We start from the raw sequence: 19,939 nt of genomic DNA on the forward strand, positions 1-19,939 counted from the left end.
GGTTTCGCCCTTTTCGGGGAGGCAATGATGGATTTCGCCACCTCGTCCAATCCCGCCGTCCAGCGCCAGCTCGACCGGCTGGCCGCATTGAGCGTTCCGCAAGGGCGGCTGGGCCTCGGCACGATCCGCGCGCTGCTCGACCGGCTGGGCAATCCGCAGCGGCGCCTGCCGCCGGTCTTCCATGTGGCGGGCACGAATGGAAAGGGGAGCACCTGCGCCTTTCTACGCGCGATGCTCGAAGCGGACGGCAAGCGGGTCCACGCCACCACGAGCCCGCACCTCGTCCGCTATAACGAGCGCATCCGCGTGGCGGGCAGGCTGATCGAGGACGCGCGGCTGGCGGAATTGCTGGCCGAGGTGCTGGATGCCAGCGAAGGCGGAGATCAAGCGGGCGGAGAGGATCTGGCGCCCAGCTTCTTCGAAGTCACCATCGCCGCCGCCTTCGTCGAGTTCGCCCGCGTGCCCGCCGATGCGTGTGTGATCGAGGTAGGTCTGGGCGGCAGGTTCGATGCGACCAATGTAATCGAAAGCCCCGCCATCTGCGGCATAGCGGCGCTGGGGATCGATCACGAACGCTTCCTGCTCGCACCCGAAGAGGGCGTGCCGAGCGAGCCGATCGCCCGCATAGCGTTCGAGAAGGCGGGGATCGTCAAACCGGGCCGCCCGGTGATCGCCCTGTCCTATCCCGAAGGCGCGTTTCTGGAAGTCGAGCGGGCGGCCTTGGCGGCGCGCGCGCCGCTGGCGGTGAAGGGCCGCGACTGGGATGCGAGCGCCGAGCTGGCTGGCTTGCATTACCAAGACCGCCAAGGCGAACTGGCCCTGCCGGCCCCCTCTTTGCCCGGCCCGCACCAGATCGAGAACGCCGGTCTCGCCCTTGCCATGCTGCGGCATCAGGACGTGATCTCGGTCTCGCGCGAGGCGATGGCCGCGGGTATCCGCGCCGCGCGCTGGCCCGCGCGCCTCCAGCGCCTCGCACCGGGGCCGCTGACCGGCAATCGCGAAGTCTGGCTCGACGGCGGCCACAATCCCAGCGCGGGCGCGATGCTCGGGGCGCATTTCGCAGGCCAGCGACTGCATCTGATCGTCGGAATGCTCGAAGCCAAGGACCCGAAGGCCCTGACCGGACCGCTTGGCGAAACTCTCGCCAGCCTCACCGTGGTCCCGGTGCCGGGCCACGATTACCACCCGCCCGAAGCGTTCGGCCCGGACGCGCAATCCGCGCCCGATGTGCCTGCCGCGCTCGCTGCCCTGCCAGAGGACGGCCTGCCCGTGCTGATCGCAGGCTCGCTCTATCTGGCCGGGACGGTCCTCCAGCTCGCTGGGAAATTGCCCGACTAGCTAATCAGGCCGTCGTTCAGGCAGTTTGGGGCGTCTCCGCCGGCTCCGCTGCCAGTTCGCTCGTATCCGGCGCCACCACGCCCGCATCCTTGCCCAGGCGGACCACGCGCACCCATTCCGCGATGCACAGCACCACCGCGATCACGCCGATCAGCGCGGTGAGGATGAAGACGTAGGTATAGCCGCGCACCTCGATCATCTCACCCAGCGCGCCGCGCCCCAGCGTGCCGATCAGCAGCGTCAGCGAGGCGAGCAGCGCGAACTGCACGGCGGCGTATTTCTTGGCCACAATGCTCGACAGCCAGGCAATGTAAGCCGCGCCCGCGATCCCGATGGCGAAATTCTCCCAGAAGATCGTGAAGGAAAGCCGCGCCAGCCCTTCGGAGGGAGGGGCGGAGGTGAAGAACAGGAAGGACAGGCCGTTCGCCACCGAATTGACCAGCCAGGTGAAGCCGATCGCGTCGCTCGCCGCCTGCATCAGCGCCCCGCCCTCGGCCAGATCGGCGTAGAGTAGGTTCGTCGCCGCCGCGACGATCGCGCCCAGCGTCAGCATGAACATGCGGCCGAGCAAGGTAATCAGCCACCCGCCCAGCGCCAGCCCGATCAGAATGGCGAAGATGCCGAGGATCTTGGACGCGAAGGCCACATCCTCGCCGGTATAGCCCAGCTCACCGAGGTAGAACGGATAGGCGAATACCCCCCAGACCGAATCGGTGATCCGGTAGGTCAGCACCAGCGCCAGCACCAGCACCAGCGACCAGCCCATGCGGCTGACGAATTCGACCAGAGGCAGGACCAGCGCGCGATAGAGATGGTCGGTGAAAGTGACGGTCGGAGGCTCGATCGCGGCACCCGCTTCATGCGCGGCGATCACGTTCTTTCCGTCGCGCTTCTGCTTGACGACCCAGGCGGCGATGAAGGCGGGCAGCACGATGGTCGCCAGCACGATCAAGGGACCGTAGGTGGTCGTGAACAGCGTGACGTCGGGCCGCAATTCGGGCGTCGAGGTCATGCTGCGGACCATGAAGACAACCACGGTAATGATCGCCCAGCCCCACAAGATGCCGACCGCCAGCAAAGCGCGGTTGCGGATTTTCGGCGTGACTTCGCCCACCTCGTAGAGTTCGGCGACTTCAGCATCGCTGGCGGCGGCGGTCGCGGCGGTATCGTCCGACACGCGGGCATCGGGCGCAAACAGGCCTGCGATGCCGATAGCCAGCATGACGAAGCCGAACATGACATAGACCCAAGGCCAGCCGTTCTTTTCGGCAAGGATGAGCCCAATCGCGCCGCCGACGAGGCTGGCGAGGCGGAAGCCCATCTGCGTGATCGTGGAGAGGATATCGAGCGTCGCGACCTCGTCCGCCACGTCGATACGCCAGGCATTGATGCCGATGTCCTGCGTCGCGCTGGCGAAGGCGCCGATCGCGGCGAGCAGGCTGAACCAGCCGAGCGAGGTCGCGGGGTTGAGCGTGCTCATGACGACCAGCGCGATGCCGACGATCAATTGCATCGGCGCGATCCACTGTTTGCGCTTGCCGAGCCTGCGCACGCCGGGAATGTCGACCCGGTCGAGCAGCGGCGACCACAGGAACTGGAAGGCATAGGCGAGGCCGACCAGGCTGAAGACGCCCATCGTCTCGAGATCGACATCGGCCTCTGACAGCCAGGCGTACAGCGTGCCGAGGAACAGCGCCGGCGGCAGGCCCTGCGCGAAGCCGAACAGCAGCATGAACCCGGTCTTGCGATTGCTCAGCGCGAGTCCGAGCACCTTCCAGGCGCTACGCTTCGTCTGTCCTGCAACCGCTTGCGCCATTCCCCGTACGTCCTTCCAACTTCGTAAAATTTTTGCGACACTAGCAGCGTCCGGAGCGAAAGGAACCTGAACGATGGCGCTTACCGACACTATCGCCGATGGACGCCCCACCGCTGGCCAGCTCGCGCTCGCCCGGACGATCGCCGATGGCGGCGCGCCGGGCGCCAGCGGCGTCCAGTCGGTTCCGGCATCGGTCTATACCGATCCAGCCCATTTCGCCCGCGAACGCGCCGCGCTTTACGATCGGATGCCGCAGATCCTGTGCCCCAGCGCCCTCCTGCCCGATCCCGGCATGGCGGTGCCCCACGATGCGACCGGACGCCCGCTCCTGATCACGCGCGACGCGCAAGGGATGGCCCACGTCTTCCTCAATGTCTGCCGCCATCGCGGCACGCGGCTGGTCGAGGGCGAAGCGGTCCAGTGCGCGAAGAAGCTGGTCTGCCCCTATCACGCCTGGACCTATTCGGTTGATGGGCGCCTGCTCGCCCTGCCCCGCCCTGACAGCTTCCCCGGCCTCGACAAGGCCGCGCACGGCCTCATCGAACTGCCCAGCCACGAAAGCGGTGGCCTGATCTGGTTCGCGCCGCGCGGGGATGCGGACTTCACCCATGCCGAGGCGATCGGCGCGGACATGGAGGCGTTCGGCGCCGCCAGCCATTTCCTGTTCCGGCGCAAGACCCATCGGGTCGAGGCCAACTGGAAGCTCGTCATGGACGCCTTCCTCGAAAGCTATCACGTCACCCGCCTCCACGCGAAGACGATCGGCCCGTTCTTCAAGGATGGCGTGACCTCGGGCGATATGCTCGGCCCCCACGCCCGCTCGGCGGTCGGGCGGCTGGAGGAGATGGATGCGATCGACCTCACCGACATGGCGGCGCTGCGCCGGGTCGTCACCTTCGCCTATCAGCTCGTGCCCGGTGCGCTGATCATTCCCAGCCCCGATTACATCAATGTGATGGTGATGATGCCCCAAGCGCACGATTTGACGCTGGTCGAGGATTTCATGGTCATCCCCGAGGAACCCGCACCCGGCGAGGCAGGCGACAAGGCCCGCGCCCATTGGGAGCGGAGCTGGAACCTGCTCGACGGCGGCGTCTTCGCGAGCGAGGATTTCCGCGCGGCGGAACTCGGCCAGCAGGGGCTGGAAAGCGGCGCGGTGGACGACATCATGCTCGGCACGCTCGAAGGCGGCATCCGGCGCTATCACGAGACCATCGCGGCACTTCTCGACAGCGCGGATCGCCAGCCCTAAAGGCGGCGCCATGCCTGCCCTGCCAGAAACCGGAGACCGGATCGCCAAATTGCTCGCCCGCGCGGGTGTCGCCAGTCGGCGCGAGGTCGAACGGATGATCGCGGACGGGCGCGTCGCGGTGGACGGCAAGGTGCTGGATACGCCTGCGATCAAGCTGGAAAGCCTCAAGGGCGTGACCGTCGATGGCAATGCCGTCGCCGCGCCCGAAGCGCCGCGCCTGTTCGCCTTCCACAAGCCCTCCGGCCTCATCACCGCCGAGCGTGATCCGGCAGGAAGGCCAACAATCTATACCGCGCTGCGCAATGCGCTGCCGAAGAACACGCCGCGCCTGATGCCGGTTGGGAGGCTGGATTTCACCACCGAGGGCCTGCTGCTCCTCACCAATGACGGCGAATTGAAGCGGGCGATGGAGCTTCCGGCATCCGGCGTCCCGCGCACCTATCGCGCGCGCGCTTTCGGAGATGTCTCGCAGGCGCAGCTTGACGACCTGATGGAAGGCGTGACGATCGATGGCGTGCGCTACGGCAGTATCGAAGCCGATCTCGAACGCGGCAGCGGGCGCAATCGCTGGATCGAGATGACGCTGACCGAAGGCAAGAACCGCGAAGTCCGCCGCGTGCTCGAACATCTCGGGCTGAAGGTGAACCGCCTTTTGCGCACTGCCTATGGCCCGTTCGAACTCGCCGACCTGCCGCGCGGGCAGGCGGTCGAAATCCGCCAGTCGGATGTCGAACGCTTCCGCAAATCGCTGAAGCGGGGCCGCTGATGCGCATCATTGCGGGCGAATGGCGCGGGCGGAAATTGACCGCGCCCAAGGGCGATGCGACACGCCCTACCGCCGATCGAACGCGCGAAACGCTGTTCAGTATGCTCGCCAGCCGGTTGGGATCGTTCGAGGATCTGGCGGTCGCCGATCTGTTTGCCGGTTCTGGCGCTCTCGGCCTCGAAGCCCTCTCACGTGGGGCGGGCCATTGCCTGTTCGTGGAGAATGAGGGCGCGGCTCTCGATACCATTCGCGCCAATATCGGCAGCCTGAAGGCACGCGATCGGGCGACGGTGCAGGCAGGATCGGTGATGAGCCTCGGCCCTGCCAAGCAACCGCACGATCTGATCCTGCTCGACCCGCCCTACGGGACCGGAGCGGGCCAGGTCGCGCTCGACCGAATGCTGAGACTGGGCTGGATCGGGGAAGCGACCTGGATCGCACTGGAAACGGCGAAGGACGAGGATGTCGCGGTCAAGCTGCTCGCGATCGATGCCGAACGCAAAGTCGGCAAGGCGAAGCTGACCTTGTTGCGCCTCGCAAGCTAAAACCTTCTCGGGCACGAAAAAGGGCGGAGCCGCCATGGCAGCTCCGCCCCCTTCCAAGCTCCGCGATCGCGCCAGGCGCGGTTCGCGGGTGGCAGCTGGTTTATCGCGCGCCGCGATTGATGCAGTCATCCTGCTGGTTCGGCGTGCAGACCGGCAGTTCGCCACGCGGCGGCGAGGTCGTGCTCACCGGCTGGACGCGGGCATTGCTGACGAAGCGAATGTTGCCCGCAGTGGTGGTGCGCGCGGTCGCCGTGCTCGACATATTGGTCGTGCCCGTCGCCGAAGCGTTGCTCATATTACCGGCCATCTGCGCGGAAATCGCGGTCCAGGCCTGGGTGCGCTGCGCCGGAGTCATGCCGACGATGCGGACGCGCTGCTCGTCATTCAGCATCCACCAGCCCTGCTTCTGCTGGTCGGTCAGGGTCCAGTAATAGGTCTTGGCGTTGGCAGGCCACGCATCGTAGGCCGTGCGGCGCTCGGCAGGCCAGCCGTCATACATTGCCTTCTGTGCGGCGGTCATCTGCATGGACGCGGTTGCCGTGGTGGTCGCGGTCTGCGCGATGACGGGAGCGGCGGCGATGGTGAGGCCGAGAGCGGCGCCAGCTGCAAGGATGGTTTTCATACTTCGTATCCTTTCATGGATCGTGTCTATGGGCCTCTTAACGGACTAGAGGCCGTCGCGGTTCCGAAGCTGCTCGCTCGCGGCACTCGGTTCGTCGCAGCGCTTGCACGGTGGCCCGCCGTTCCCTACCTGTTCGCTCGACCCCATGACCGATCTTCCCGCCCCCCCGTCTCGCGACGACTTGCCCGCATATGCGCAGCGTCTGAACCCACCCCAGCGCGAGGCGGTGATAACGACCGAAGGCCCGGTGCTGATGCTGGCGGGTGCCGGGACGGGCAAGACCGCGGCGCTGACGGCGCGACTGGCGCATCTGATCGCCATGCGCCTCGCCTGGCCGAGCGAGATCCTGTGCGTCACCTTCACCAACAAGGCCGCGCGCGAGATGCGCGAGCGGGTGGCGCGCCACATGGGTCAGGCGGTGGAGGGGATGCCGTGGCTCGGCACCTTCCATTCGATCGGCGCCAAGATGCTGCGCCGCCATGCCGAGCTGGTCGGGCTGCAATCCAATTACACGATCATCGATACCGACGATCAGCTGAGGCTGCTCAAGCAGCTGATCCGCGAAAACGACCTCGACGAGAAGCGCTGGCCCGCGCGGCAACTGTCCGGTCTGCTCGACCGCTGGAAGAATCGCGGCCTCAATCCCGGCGGTCTCGATGCGGTGGAGAACGAAAGCTACGCCAATGGGCGCGGCGAGCAGTTCTACCGCCTGTATCAGGAGCGGTTGAAGAGCCTCAACGCCTGCGATTTCGGCGATCTGCTGCTGCACATGCTCAACATCTTCCGCCAGCATCGCGACGTGCTGGAACAGTATCAGCGGCGCTTCAAATATATCCTGGTGGACGAATATCAGGACACCAATCAGGTCCAGTATCTCTGGCTGCGGCTGCTGGCGCAGGAGCGCAAGAATATCTGCGTCGTCGGGGATGACGACCAGTCGATCTATTCCTGGCGCGGGGCGGAAGTCGCCAATATCCTCAAGTTCGAAAAGGATTTTCCCGGCGCCAAGGTGGTCAAGCTGGAACAAAATTATCGCTCCACGCCGCAGATCCTAGCGACCGCGTCTGGCCTGATCGATGCCAACAGCCAGCGGCTCGGCAAGACGCTGTGGACCGAGCTTCCGGCGGGCGACAAGGTGCGCGTGATCGGCGTGTGGGACGCGCCCGAGGAAGCGCGCCGGGTGGGCGAGGAGATCGAGCGGCTGGAACGCGAAGGCGCCCCGCTGGACGAGATCGCGATCCTCGTCCGCGCGCAATATCAGACTCGCGAATTCGAGGACCGCTTCATCCAGATCGGCCTCAATTACCGCATCGTGGGCGGCTTCCGCTTTTACGAGCGCGCCGAAATCCGCGACGCGCTCGCCTATCTGCGCGTGATTTCGCAGCCTGCGGACGATCTCGCCTTCGAACGCATCTACAACCAACCCAAGCGCGGGCTCGGCGCCAAGACGCTGGAAACCATGCGTCGCCATGCGCGCCGTACCGGCCTGCCGCTGGCCGCCGCCAGCCTCGACCTCGTCGACAGCGACGAACTGCCCGCCCGCGCGCGGAACACGCTCACTGGCCTGTTGAAGCAGTTCGTCTACTGGCGCGAGTCGGCGGAGCGGGAGACGCCCGCCAACCTTCTGCGCCTCGTCCTGTCCGAAAGCGGCTATGACGACATGCTCGCGAAGGATCGCAGCGCCGAAAGCGCGGGGCGCGCGGAAAACCTCTCCGAACTCGCCCGCGCGATGGAGGAATACGACACGCTCGGCGATTTCCTCGAACATGTCGGCCTCGTCATGGACAATGACGCGCAGGGCGATGACGAAAAGGTCACGATCATGACCATGCACGCCGCCAAGGGGCTGGAATTCAACAATGTCTTCCTGCCCGGTTGGGAAGAAGGCGTGTTCCCTTCGCAGCGCGCCCTCGACGAAGGCGGGCTTGCCTCGCTGGAGGAGGAACGCCGCCTCGCCTATGTCGCGATCACGCGCGCGCGGCGGAAATGCACGATCCTGCACGCCGCCAATCGCCGCATCTTCGGCCAGTGGACCAGCTCCATCCCGAGCCGGTTCATCGAGGAATTACCCGACGAACATATCGAGCAGGAAACCACGATGAGCGGCGGCGCGTCACTGTGGCGCGCGAATTGGAGCGAGAGCGAGGACCCCTTCGCCCATGTCGCACGCGATCGACCTGATCGCAGCACCGCGCGCGGCCCCGGCTGGCAGCGCGCGCTGGCGACGGGTTACGAGACGAAGCCGGTTCGCGTTGCGGAAAACAAGCGCTCAGCCGCCAGTTTCGCGGCCAAGGCCCGGACCGACGTCGCGATCGGTGCGCGCGTCTTCCATGAGAAATTCGGTTACGGCGAGGTCACCGATCAGGAAGGCAACAAGCTCGAAATCGCCTTCGAGAAGGCCGGCACCAAGCGCGTGATCGACAGCTTCGTGAAGCTGGCGGACTAGACCCGCAGCTCACCGCCAGCAGCGCGCTCAGGCCAGAGCGGATACGTCCAGAAAGGTCGGGCGCGGGCCGTTCCATTCGCCTGCCGGGACGGGATCGTCCTGACGATCGTCACGGCGCGCATTGCGCGGACGGTCGTTGCGCGCTTCGCGGCCCTCATCCGTCTGGGCGTGATCGCGCTCCTGATACCGCTCCGACCGAGACCGGCCACGGCGAGGCTTGTCCTTCGCCGACGAGTCCGGCGCCGTGTCGTCACGCTCTTCGCTCTTGCGGCGGCTCTTGCGCGCGGGCTTTTCCTCGCCTGCCTCGTCCGCCTTTTCGGCCTTGTCCTGCGACGCATCGCGCAGCTCCACGCGCACGTCCTTCTGGCCGAACACCGGAACTTCGCTACCGGTCAGCTTCTCGACATTCTCGATCGCTTCGGCATCTTCGGGCGTGACGAAGGTGAAGGCGCGACCCTTGGCGCCCGCGCGGCCCGTGCGGCCGATGCGATGGACGTAATCGTCCGGGTGCCAGGGCGTGTCGTAATTGAAGACGTGGCTCACACCCTTGATGTCGAGCCCGCGCGCCGCAACGTCGCTGGCGACGAGGATGTTGACCTCGCCCGCCTTGAACCGGGCCAGCTCCTGCAAGCGGCTGGACTGGTCCATGTCGCCATGGATTTCCCCGCTCCTGAAGCCGTCGCGTTGCAGGGTCTTATTGAGTTCGCGCACCGTCGTCTTGCGGTTGGCGAAGATGATCGCGGTCTCGACCAGATCGTGCGAGAGCAGCCAGCGCAGCGTATCCTGCTTGCCGCGCGACTTGGTCAGCACCTTGAAGGCGGTGATGTCCTTGTTCGTGCTGGCCGCCCGGCTGACTTCGATCCGCTTGGGATTGGTGAGGAATTTCTTCGCTAGCTTCTCGATCGGCGGCGGCATGGTGGCGCTGAAGAGCAGCGTCTGGCGCGCTTCGGGAAGCTTGGAACAGATGAATTCGATATCAGGGATGAACCCCATGTCGAGCATCCGGTCCGCCTCGTCGATGACGAGCAGTTCGCACCCGTTCAACAGGATCTTGCCGCGCTCGAACAGGTCCATCAGCCGGCCCGGCGTGGCGATCAGCACATCGACGCCTTCGTTCAGCGCCTTGACCTGATCGCCCATCTGGACGCCCCCGATCAGCAGCGCGAGCTTGAGATCGTGGTTCTTGCCGTATTTCTCGAAATTCTCGGCGACCTGCGCGGCGAGTTCGCGCGTCGGTGCCAGGATCAGGCTGCGCGGCATCAGCGCGCGGCGGCGTCCGGCGGCCATGATGTCGATCATCGGGAGCACGAAACTGGCGGTCTTGCCGGTGCCGGTCTGCGCGATGCCGATGATGTCCTTCATCATCAGGACCGGCGGAATCGCCTCGGCCTGGATCGCGGTCGGCTCGGTGTAACCGGCGGCTTCGACCGCATCGAGGAGTTTTTCGGAAAGGCCGAGATCGGCAAAGGTCATGCAGGTCCGCTTCGGAGTCTGGAGGAATATCGTCAGAATAGGTTGAGACGACGCACGCGGGACAAAAGGACCACGCGCGGCGCGGCCCTTGGCTTAAAACCCGCGCGAAGTCAAGAAATCGCCCGTTTCCCCCGATGGGAGGTCCGGCGGCGCGCTATCCCCCGCCGCTGACGGGAACCAGCTGCGCCATGCCCGAAAGCGAACACCGGGCGCCCGTGCGCGACAGCAGGCGATCGCGATCGATGCACAGCCGTCCATCGGCATTGGGCTCGAAATAGAAGCCCGAATAATAGTCGCGCGCGGAGCAGCTTCGCTCGAGCTGCGCGCTGACCAATCTCCGGTCCCGCAGATAGAGCAGCAGGCGATTGCCGGTGTCGGCCCTGACACCCGCGATCGCGGAGACAGGTACGCAATCCTCCATCGGCCGCGAGACGAAACGGACGGGGGCACGGGTCTGTACGGTGGCGGGCGCGAAGCTCTGCGCCGGGGCGGCGCGCGGCGAAATCCGCACGATCACGCGCCGCTCGATCCGCACCTGATTGGCGGAGGGCGCGCGGAAATCGGGAGCGAAGCGCACCCACCACGGCGCCGCACCGGGCGTTGCTTCACTCTGCCGCCGCGCCGCCTCTTCCGTCAGGCGAGAGCTATTCGCCTGATCCTGATGGGCCGCGATTTCGACCGCCGCGCCGTCCGCCACGGGCCCGTCCGCGGCGGAGGCTGCGAAAAGGAGCAGGGGGGACAGGATGATGGCAAGGCTGGCCATGGGCAGAAGCTGAGATTTCCTTCCGAACGCCAGATGGACGCGATACTGCGCGGCGGTCTCGTTGCGCGCCGCCCTGCCCCCGAATGCTTGAACGCGCGCTTAATTGCACGTCTTCGCCCGATCGCGGTAGCGCCGAAGCGATAAGGTGTGGCATATCCATCACGATGACTCACTCCGCCACCGACACGCGCCCCTTTCTCGATCAGGTCCGCGAGCTTCTCGGATCGCGAGGGTTCACCGACGATCCCGATCTGCTCGATCCCTGGCTGACCGATTGGCGCGGTCGTTATACCGGCAAGGCGCTCGGCCTCGCTTCGCCCGCGAACACCCAGGAAGTCGCGGCGCTGGTGCGCCTGTGCCACGATCAATGCGTGCCCATAGTGCCCCAAGGCGGCAATAGCGGGATGTCCGGCGGCGCGACCCCCGATACGAGCGGGACGGCCCTCCTGCTCAGCCTGCGGCGGATGGACACGATCCGCGCATTGGACGCGGATGCGCGCGAGATCGTCTGCGAGGCAGGCGTGGTGCTCCAGACGCTCCACGACGCTGCCGAAAAGGAGCGGCTGCGCTTTCCGCTGACACTCGGCGGCAAGGGTTCGGCGACCATCGGTGGGCTGGTCTCCACCAATGCCGGGGGCACCCAGGTGCTGCGCCACGGATCGATGCGGGCGCAGGTGCTGGGGATCGAAGCGGTGCTCGCCGATGGGAGCGTGATCGACACGCTCACGCCCCTGAAGAAGGACAATCGCGGATTCGATCTCAAGCAGCTGCTGATCGGTTCGGAGGGAACGCTCGGGATCGTGACCGCGGCGACCTTGCGCCTGCTGCCCGAAATCGGCGGACGTCGGGTGATCTGGGCCGGGCTCGGCTCGATCGGGCAGGCGCGCAGGCTGCTGCTGCATTGCGAGCGCATGGCGGGCGATCTGCTCGAGGGTTTCGAGGTCATCCCGCGCCATTCGTTCGACGCCGTGCTCGATTACCTTCCCGACGCCCGCAATCCGCTGGGCGGCAAACACGAATGGCACGCGCTGATCGAACTGGTGGCCGATCGCGGCGCGGACGACACGCTCGATCCGATCGTCGAGCAAATGCTCGAAACCGCGCTCGAGAACGAGCTACTCGACGATGCGACGATCGCGGCGAACGAACACCAGGCCGAACAGTTCTGGCTGTTGCGCGAATCGATCGCACCGGCCGAACGGGCAATCGGTCCCGCGGCACAGCACGACATCTCGGTGCCCGTGGCGCGCATGGCGGATTTCGTCGCCGAAGCGGTGCCCGCCGTCGAACGGCAATTCCCCGATCACGAGGCGATCGCTTTCGGCCATCTGGGCGACGGCAATGTCCACTTCCACGTGCTCGCCCCGCGCGGGAGCAACAAGGAGGAATGGGAAGCGGCGCAGGCCAAGGAGGTCAGCCGCTTCGTCTACGATCTCGTCACGCGCTATGGCGGGTCGATCAGCGCCGAGCATGGGATCGGGCAGATCAAGGTGGACGAATTGCAGCGGCTGGGCGATCCGGTCGCGCTGGCGACGATGCGCGCGGTCAAGCAGGCGCTCGACCCGCGCGGCATCCTCAATCCGGGCAAATTGCTCCCGCTTGCCTCCGCGCCGGACTCTCCGTAAAGCGCACGGCTTCACGCGTGTGGGGGCCGGTTGATCCAGGCCATCGCGCGCAGAGCCTTTTTCTGACCGATCCGGAGATCATTCATGGCCAGCGCGCCGCAGCCCACCCTGCCCCTGTTCTACAACGACCTGATGCCGCTCAACAGCCGCGATCATGGCAAGTTCCGCACCAAGCAGATCGACGATGCCGGGTTCCTCAAGACCCAGCACGCCGTGCCCCTGACGGTCGACGAATTCGTCCAGGCGCAGCGCAATTTCCCCATCGTGTTCAGCTCGGGCGACCAGCCGCTGCCGCTGGCTCTGATGGGCCTCAACGAAGGCGTGAACACCTATGTCGACGATCAAGGCAAGGTGACCGAGCCGGTCTATATCCCCGCCTATATCCGCCGCTATCCCTTCATGCTCGCCAAGCTGCGCCCCGATGCCGACGAATTGTCGCTCTGCTTCGACCCGACGCAGGACAAGGTGATCGGCGAATTCGAGGAAGGCGAGCGCCTGTTCGACGATGAAGGCAAGGTCACGCAGGCCACGCAGCAGATCCTCGATTTCTGCGAACAGTTCGAAGCCGCCGGTCAGCGTACCAAGGCGTTCATGGACGAACTGAAGAATGCCGACCTGCTGATGGATGGCGAAATGTCGATCTCGCGTCAGGAAGCGCCCGACACGCCCTACACCTATCGCGGCTTCCAGATGGTCAATCAGGAAAAGCTGCGCGAGATCGATGCCGAAACCGCCAAGAAGTGGAACGATAACGGCCTGATGATGCTGGTCCACGCGCATATCTTCTCGCTCGACATGATGCGCGCGATCTTCTCGCGTCAGGTCCAGCAGGGCACCGCGCCGGACGCCTTCGCGGGCCAGCCGACGGTCAACTGATCCGGCGGGCGGCGCGCCCGTCCGTTCAGGCCGCTGTGACCGGCGCTGCGACAGGTGGAGGCGCATTTGCGTTTACCGCCAGCGCCGGGCTTGAAACGGGGCGCCGATCGCACCATTTCGAGGTCACCGGAAGCCGCTTCCCTCATGGCGCTTCCGGCCGATGCGCGAAAGCGCATCTCCTCCCTGAACCTTGGCCACTCCGTGCATTATGCACGGGGTGGTTTTTTCTTTGTATCCTCGGTCCTTATTCCGCCGCCTGCCGGATCGTGTCGCCGGACGTCAGCCCCGCGACCTGCGCGGCGAGCGATCGCACCATTTGGGCGAGCAGCCGCGCCACGCCCGCGAAGCGCGGCCCGGCATCGCGCATCTCCGCGTCGAGATAGGCGCTGCGGCACACTTCGATCTGCAAGGCATGGATATTGCGGCGCGGCGCCCCGTGCCGGTCGAGCACGTAGCCTCCCGAATAGGGGCGATTGTGCGCGACTCTTCGCTCCGCCGCGGCGAGGACATTCAGCGCGCCTGCCGCCAGCCCGTCACCGCAGGATGCTCCGAACCGGTCCCCGATGACAAATTCGGCCGCCTGCTGGCCGGGCTCGGCGGGCTTGAGCGGCGGCATGGAATGAAGGTCGATCAACAGCACCGCCCCCCATTCGTCGCGCACCCGTTCGAGCAAGACCCCGAGCGCGGCGTGATAGGGTTTGTGGACCGTCTCGATCCGCGCATCGAGATCCTCGCGCGCCAGCCTGCCCTTCCAGATTTCGCCCATGCCGGGGAGCCTGCGCGGCACCAGCCCCAATCCGGTGCGCGCACGGCGATTGACGCCTCCCTTCGCAAGGTCGCTGCGGGCTGGCCCCGCGATCATCGCCCAGTCGATATCGTCGGCCGAACGATTGAGGTCGATCATCGCGCGCGGAGCATGGGCCACGATGAGGGACGCCCCACTCATCCGCGCGACCTCGGCAGCGAGCAGATCGATCAGGCGATCTTCGAGCTTGAGTGTCGCCGGGCCGGGATCGCGCATCGCACCCGTGACATCGTCTGGGTAGTGCCTCCCGCCATGCGGCGCACCGATCACGATGGGGACGGCCAGAGGTTCGGGACAAGACAGGGTGAAGGCCGACCCTTCGCCGCCCGGTATCCGCCCCCCGCCCTGCGGATTGGGTATCCGAAGCGGGAGAGGAGGCACTGGCATAATGCCGGATGTGCGCCTTTCACCCCATCGAGTCAAAAGGTTCGCACCGCTGAAAGCGCCCCACGCAAGGGGCCGCGCGAAAAAAGCGACAATCGCTGTCCGGGGCCTGACCAAGAGGCAAGATTTCTTAAGGGCTCGGTGCTAACACGCTGCCCATGACCGATACCTATCAGCCCCGCATCCTGCTTGCGGAAGACGACGATGCCATGCGCACCTATCTCGAACGCGCGCTGGAGAAGGCCGGCTATGAGGTCGATTCGGTCGATCGCGGTACGGCTGCCCTGCCCCTGCTGGAGCAGCGGCGGTACGACCTGCTTCTGTCCGATATCGTGATGCCGGAAATGGACGGTATCGAACTGGCGCAGCGCTGCAACGAGATCAGCGCGGAGACGAAAGTGATGTTCATCACCGGATTCGCCGCCGTGACGCTCAAGGCCAATCGCGACCAGCCGCAGGCGCGCGTCCTCTCCAAGCCGTTTCACCTCAAGGATCTGGTCCTCGAAGTGGCACGCACTCTGGACGACCGGATTACCGCTTCCCTCTAGCGCGTCGGGTGAGGCAAATTGTGGCTTGCATGGCGCGGGGCCGCTCGCTAGATGGCCCGCCTGCGCAGCCCTCGGGCTGACGCATATTCGATGGTGCGGGCGTATAGCTCAGTGGTAGAGCACTATGTTGACATCGTAGGGGTCCCAAGTTCAATCCTTGGTACGCCCACCATCGTAAGGCCTGGGCGTATGATCCAGGCGCATGACGCAGGAGCCCGCCCTTTGGCGGGCTTTTTCGTATCCGGCGCGGATCTGCGGGACATTCCGCCGTGGCGATGGGTTCACACGGCAGGGCAAGCAGGCGCCCCGTTTCGGCCCGGTTGCGCGTTCGTCCGGCTCTGCTAAAGCCCGCGCAAACCTTTTCCCGACATTCAACAGACAGGGCCATCATGCAGAAAATTCAGGTCAAGAACCCGGTCGTCGAACTCGACGGCGATGAAATGACGAAGATCATCTGGGAATGGATCCGCGAGCGGCTGATCCTCCCCTATCTCGATATCGACCTGAAATATTACGACCTTTCGATCGAACACCGCGATGCGACCGACGATCAGGTGACCGTGGATGCCGCCAATGCGATCAAGGAACACGGCGTCGGCGTGAAATGCGCCACCATCACCCCGGACGAAGCCCGCGTCGAGGAATTCGGCCTCAAGAAGATGTGGGTCAGCCCCAATGGCACGATCCGCAACATCCTCGGCGGCGTCGTCTTCCGCGAGCCGATCGTGATCGACAACGTGCCGCGCCTCGTCCCCGGCTGGACCGATCCGATCGTGGTCGGCCGCCACGCTTTCGGCGACCAGTATCGCGCCAAGGACACGCTGATCCCCGGCGCCGGCAAGCTGCGCCTCGTCTTCGAAGGCGAGAATGGCGAGAACATCGATCTCGACGTGTTCGAATTCCAGCAGTCGGGCGTCGCCATGGCGATGTACAATCTCGACGAATCGATCCGCGATTTCGCGCGCGCCAGCTTCAATTACGGGCTCGATCGCGGCTGGCCGGTCTATCTCTCGACCAAGAACACCATCCTCAAAAAGTACGATGGCCGCTTCAAGGATCTGTTCCAGGAAGTGTTCGACGCGGAGTTCGCCGACAAGTTCAAGGCGGCCAACATCACCTACGAACACCGCCTGATCGACGACATGGTCGCCGCCGCACTGAAGTGGAGCGGAAAGTTCGTCTGGGCCTGCAAGAACTATGACGGCGACGTGCAGTCGGATGTCGTGGCGCAGGGCTTCGGCTCGCTCGGCCTGATGACCAGCGTGCTGCTCTCGCCCGATGGCAAGACCGTGGAAGCGGAAGCCGCGCACGGCACCGTGACCCGTCACTATCGCCAGCACCAGCAGGGCAAGGCGACCTCGACCAACCCGATCGCATCGATCTTCGCCTGGACGCGCGGCCTGATCTATCGCGGCAAGTTCGACGACACCCCCGATGTGGTGAAGTTCGCCGAGACGCTGGAGCGGGTCTGCGTGGAAACCGTCGAGAGCGGCCAGATGACCAAGGATCTCGCGCTGCTGATCGGACCGGGCCAGAGCTGGCTGACCACCGAGCAGTTCTTCGAGGCGGTCCGCAGCAATCTCGAAAAAGAGATGAAAGAGCAGGGCCTCGCCCCCGCCTGACCCGGAATACAGGTTCCGTGAGAATCGAGCCCCGGCGCCTCACTCGTAGGCGTCGGGGCTTTCTATATGCGGTCGGTCGATACCCAGCCCGATGAGCTTGGCAGGCACCCGCTGCAACGGACCGACACGATCGATCAGCCGCACGGGAAGTGGCGCACGGTCGATCGGCTGATCGCGCTGGAGGATCGGCCAGATGATGCGATCCTGCACGAGCTTCTGCATCTTCTGCGTGTAATGGACCGACCGGGCGCGCAGCTGCTGCACGCGCGGCAAAAGCGGATCGGGATTGTCTCCCCGCGCAAGCGGTGCCGCCAGCACATTTGCGGCGACCACTGCATCCTGCACAGCGACATTGATCCCTACCCCGCCGATCGGGCTCATCGCATGGGCGGCGTCACCGATCGCCAGCAACCCGTCACGGTTCCACCGTGTCAGACGGTCGAGCGCCACGCTCAGAAGCTTCACCTCGTCCATATCGGAGAACGCCGCGATCGCCCCATCGAGCTCGGGCACCAGACCGTGCAGGCGATTGCGAAACGCCTCTATGCCCTGCGCGCGGATCTCATCCGCCGTGCCTTTGGGGATCAGGAACGCGCATTGAAGGTAAGTGCGCCGGTTGATCAGGACGAGAAACTTGCCCGCGGCCAGCGAGCCGAAGCTTTCCGGACCGAGAGCTTCGGGGCGATCCAGCCTGAACCACAGGACATCCATCGGTGCACCGATTCGCTCGAGCGGCAGCGCCGCCTCTTCGCGCATGATCGAGCGCCGGCCATCGGCTGCGATCACGAGCCGCGCGGGCAGCACTTCCCCGGCCTTCGTTTCGACCGCCGATATCCGCCCCTTGCCATCTTTATGCGCGGCGACAGCCTCTGTCCCCGTACGCAATTCGAATCCGGGGTATCGTCGCGCCTTGCCCGTCAGAAAATCGAGCAGGTCCCATTGCGGCATCATCGCGATGTAGGGAGCTGGCACGGGCAGGTGCCGGAAGTCCGCAATTGCACGTTGCTCGCCTGCGATCCTGAGCCCGATCCTCTCGACCTTGCTGTGTTCGATTTCCAGCAGCTCATCGAGCCAGCCGAGCTGATGGAACAGATCGAGTGTCGAGGGATGGACCGTGTCACCGCGAAAATCGCGGAAGAAGTCCGCGTGCTTCTCCAGAACGGTCACCTTGACGCCCGCGCGGGCGAGCAACATTCCGGCAAATATGCCCGCCGGGCCTCCTCCGACGACGATTACCGGCAATTCGGAATGATTTGGCACCTTGGACGCGCTCCCTTGTTCAGGCATTAGCGCCCGTGGAACACTGCATACAGGAGACGGTCCGATCTCAACCACCAACAAAACCAAGGCCCGCCTGGAAGTCCGACGGGCCATGATCAAGGATATCCGCGGGATCGCCGCGCTTATCCGCCGCGTCTACACCGAATTACCGCCCTACAAGCAGAGCGAAATTCGCGGCCAGATCAACAACTTCCCCGATGGGTGTTTCGTCGCGCTGCTCGATGATGAGGTGGTGGGCTATTGCGCCTCCATGCAATTGCCCGAGCCGGTGGCCTTCGCGCCGCACGACTGGGACGAGATCACCGGCAACGGTTACGGCAGCCGCCACGATCCGACCGGGGACTGGCTCTATGGCTACGAGATGTGCGTCGATCCCAAGGTGCGTGGCGTTCGCATCGGGCGCCGCCTCTACGAAGAACGGCGCGCGCTGGCGGAGGAGAACGATCTTACCGGAATCGTCTTCGGGGGCCGGATGCCGGGTTACGACCGGGCGCGCCGCCGCAAGACCGACAAGGTCGAAAGCCCGGAGGATTATCTCGACCGCCTCGTCGCCGGAAAGCTGCACGATCCGGTGCTGCGCTTCCAGCTCGCCAACGGGTTCGAACCGCAGGGCGTGATGCGCAAATACCTGCCCGAGGACAAGGCCTCGCGCGGGAATGCGGTGATGATGGTCTGGCGCAATCCGTATGTGGAGCGCGACCAGCCGGTGAAGAAGCGCCTGCCGCGCGGCGTCGAATCGGTGCGCGTGGCGACCTGCCAGTTGCAGGCCCGCGCTGTCGCCGATTACGACGAGTTCCTGCGCGCCATTCAGTATTTCGTCGGCGTCGCATCCGATTACGAAGCGGATTTCATCGTCTTCCCCGAGCTGTTCACGCTGCAATTGCTGAGCTTCGAGCCGGAGGAACTCTCTCCCGTCGCCGCGATCGAGCGCCTGTCCGAATACACACCGCGCATCCGTTCCGATCTTTCCGAAATGGCGATGCGCTACAACATCAACATCATCGGCGGTTCGCACCCGACGCGGATGGATGATGGCGACATCCACAACGTCGCCTATGTCTGCCTGCGCGACGGATCGGTGCACGAACAGGAGAAGATCCACCCCACGCCGAACGAGCGCTATTGGTGGAACATTCGCGGCGGCGACACGATCGACGTGATCCAGACCGATTGCGGCCCGATCGGGGTGCAGATCTGCTATGACAGCGAATTCCCCGAACTGAGCCGCAAGCTGGCGGACGAAGGCGCGCGGATCATCTTCGTCCCCTTCTGCACCGACAGCCGCCAGGGCTATCTGCGGGTGCGTTATTGCGGGCAGGCGCGCGCGATCGAGAACCAGTGCTTCGTGGTGTTGTCCGGCAATGTCGGCAACCTTCCCAATGTCGCCAATATGGACATCCAGTACGCGCAGAGCTGCATCCTGACGCCCTGCGACTTCCCCTTCGCGCGCGACGGGATCGCGGCCGAGGCGAGCGAGAATGTCGAGACGCTGACGATAAGCGACATCAACCTCGCCGATCTCAGCTGGGCGCGCGCGGAAGGCACGGTGCGCAACCTCGCCGACCGGCGCTTCGATCTCTACCGGATCGAATGGGACGAGGATGGCGCGCATCCGGGCAAGACCCGCCCGCGCGCCGAACCGCTCGGCACGCAGACCGTCGGCGGGGGCTAGGCTTTCGAAGCATCGTTGCGCGCTGGATCGCCGCGTCGCTTCGCTCCTCGCGATGACGAAGATGGCTGCATTGGCCGCCAATCTTCGTCATTGCGAGCGACCGCA

The 19,939-nt window shown here is 65.2% G+C and carries 16 protein-coding genes and 1 tRNA gene; 11 read left to right on the top strand and 6 right to left on the bottom strand.

Annotation, left to right across the window (positions count from 1 at the left end; translation table 11 throughout):
• The first annotated feature begins 24 nt into the window (after positions 1-24).
• Complete coding sequence (locus GRI47_RS07095; protein WP_160660587.1) at positions 25-1,338, top strand: bifunctional folylpolyglutamate synthase/dihydrofolate synthase; 1,314 nt, start codon at positions 25-27, stop codon at positions 1,336-1,338.
• A gap of 16 nt (positions 1,339-1,354) precedes the next feature.
• Here GRI47_RS07095 and GRI47_RS07100 read toward each other — a convergent pair whose 3' ends face one another.
• Positions 1,355-3,154 (bottom strand): AmpG family muropeptide MFS transporter, encoded by a 1,800-nt coding sequence (locus tag GRI47_RS07100; RefSeq protein WP_160660588.1) that lies wholly within the window; start codon positions 3,152-3,154, stop codon positions 1,355-1,357.
• A 73-nt stretch (positions 3,155-3,227) separates the two neighbouring features.
• On the opposite strand from GRI47_RS07100, the gene GRI47_RS07105 reads away from it, so the two are divergent.
• From GRI47_RS07105 to rsmD, 3 genes are read left to right on the top strand one after another with little or no spacing between them, the layout of a single operon-like run.
• Positions 3,228-4,406 (top strand): aromatic ring-hydroxylating oxygenase subunit alpha, encoded by a 1,179-nt coding sequence (locus GRI47_RS07105; RefSeq protein WP_160660589.1) that lies wholly within the window; start codon positions 3,228-3,230, stop codon positions 4,404-4,406.
• A 10-nt stretch (positions 4,407-4,416) separates the two neighbouring features.
• Positions 4,417-5,172, top strand: coding sequence for a pseudouridine synthase (locus GRI47_RS07110; RefSeq protein WP_160660590.1), 756 nt, complete (start codon positions 4,417-4,419; stop codon positions 5,170-5,172).
• On the top strand, positions 5,172-5,717 hold the full coding sequence (gene rsmD / locus GRI47_RS07115; protein ID WP_160660591.1) for a 16S rRNA (guanine(966)-N(2))-methyltransferase RsmD: 546 nt from the start codon (positions 5,172-5,174) through the stop codon (positions 5,715-5,717). The genes GRI47_RS07110 and rsmD overlap by 1 nt, the downstream gene beginning before the upstream one ends.
• Before the next feature lie 100 nt (positions 5,718-5,817).
• Here rsmD and GRI47_RS07120 read toward each other — a convergent pair whose 3' ends face one another.
• Positions 5,818-6,339 (bottom strand): hypothetical protein, encoded by a 522-nt coding sequence (locus tag GRI47_RS07120; protein ID WP_160660592.1) that lies wholly within the window; start codon positions 6,337-6,339, stop codon positions 5,818-5,820.
• 145 nt (positions 6,340-6,484) lie between these two features.
• Here GRI47_RS07120 and GRI47_RS07125 point away from each other — a divergent pair, with 145 nt between their 5' ends.
• A complete protein-coding gene (locus GRI47_RS07125; protein WP_160660593.1) occupies positions 6,485-8,785 on the top strand; it encodes an ATP-dependent helicase in 2,301 nt (766 codons plus the stop codon).
• Positions 8,786-8,812: 27 nt separating this feature from the next.
• Here GRI47_RS07125 and GRI47_RS07130 read toward each other — a convergent pair whose 3' ends face one another.
• Together GRI47_RS07130 and GRI47_RS07135 are read right to left on the bottom strand one after the other, a co-directional pair.
• Complete coding sequence (locus GRI47_RS07130; protein ID WP_160660594.1) at positions 8,813-10,258, bottom strand: DEAD/DEAH box helicase; 1,446 nt, start codon at positions 10,256-10,258, stop codon at positions 8,813-8,815.
• A gap of 154 nt (positions 10,259-10,412) precedes the next feature.
• Positions 10,413-11,021: a hypothetical protein gene (locus tag GRI47_RS07135; RefSeq protein ID WP_160660595.1), complete on the bottom strand. Its 609-nt coding sequence runs from the start codon at positions 11,019-11,021 to the stop codon at positions 10,413-10,415.
• A gap of 164 nt (positions 11,022-11,185) precedes the next feature.
• Here GRI47_RS07135 and GRI47_RS07140 point away from each other — a divergent pair, with 164 nt between their 5' ends.
• Both GRI47_RS07140 and GRI47_RS07145 read left to right on the top strand, forming a co-directional pair.
• Positions 11,186-12,646 carry an FAD-binding oxidoreductase gene (locus tag GRI47_RS07140; RefSeq protein ID WP_160660596.1) on the top strand — a complete coding sequence of 487 codons (1,461 nt, stop codon included), beginning with the start codon at positions 11,186-11,188 and terminating at the stop codon, positions 12,644-12,646.
• 84 nt (positions 12,647-12,730) lie between these two features.
• Positions 12,731-13,522: a SapC family protein gene (locus tag GRI47_RS07145; RefSeq protein WP_160660597.1), complete on the top strand. Its 792-nt coding sequence runs from the start codon at positions 12,731-12,733 to the stop codon at positions 13,520-13,522.
• A gap of 244 nt (positions 13,523-13,766) precedes the next feature.
• Here GRI47_RS07145 and GRI47_RS07150 read toward each other — a convergent pair whose 3' ends face one another.
• Positions 13,767-14,714, bottom strand: coding sequence for an N-formylglutamate amidohydrolase (locus GRI47_RS07150; RefSeq protein ID WP_160660598.1), 948 nt, complete (start codon positions 14,712-14,714; stop codon positions 13,767-13,769).
• 155 nt (positions 14,715-14,869) lie between these two features.
• On the opposite strand from GRI47_RS07150, the gene cpdR reads away from it, so the two are divergent.
• The 3 genes from cpdR to GRI47_RS07165 all read left to right on the top strand — a co-directional run bounded on the left by cpdR (position 14,870) and on the right by GRI47_RS07165 (position 16,881).
• Entirely contained in the window at positions 14,870-15,259 is a 390-nt protein-coding gene (gene cpdR / locus GRI47_RS07155; protein ID WP_160660599.1) for a cell cycle two-component system response regulator CpdR, read from the top strand.
• 97 nt (positions 15,260-15,356) lie between these two features.
• A tRNA-Val gene (locus tag GRI47_RS07160) sits at positions 15,357-15,431 on the top strand.
• A gap of 217 nt (positions 15,432-15,648) precedes the next feature.
• Positions 15,649-16,881 carry an NADP-dependent isocitrate dehydrogenase gene (locus tag GRI47_RS07165; protein ID WP_160660600.1) on the top strand — a complete coding sequence of 411 codons (1,233 nt, stop codon included), beginning with the start codon at positions 15,649-15,651 and terminating at the stop codon, positions 16,879-16,881.
• Between the two features lie 39 nt (positions 16,882-16,920).
• On the opposite strand, the gene GRI47_RS07170 is transcribed toward GRI47_RS07165, so the two are convergent.
• Positions 16,921-18,141 (bottom strand): FAD-dependent oxidoreductase, encoded by a 1,221-nt coding sequence (locus GRI47_RS07170; protein WP_337190659.1) that lies wholly within the window; start codon positions 18,139-18,141, stop codon positions 16,921-16,923.
• A 112-nt stretch (positions 18,142-18,253) separates the two neighbouring features.
• Between GRI47_RS07170 and GRI47_RS07175 the strand changes: the two genes are divergently transcribed.
• Complete coding sequence (locus tag GRI47_RS07175; RefSeq protein WP_160660602.1) at positions 18,254-19,834, top strand: bifunctional GNAT family N-acetyltransferase/carbon-nitrogen hydrolase family protein; 1,581 nt, start codon at positions 18,254-18,256, stop codon at positions 19,832-19,834.
• Positions 19,835-19,939 lie beyond the last annotated feature (105 nt).

This window comes from Qipengyuania pelagi, from assembly GCF_009827295.1.
Classification (GTDB): domain Bacteria; phylum Pseudomonadota; class Alphaproteobacteria; order Sphingomonadales; family Sphingomonadaceae; genus Qipengyuania; species Qipengyuania pelagi.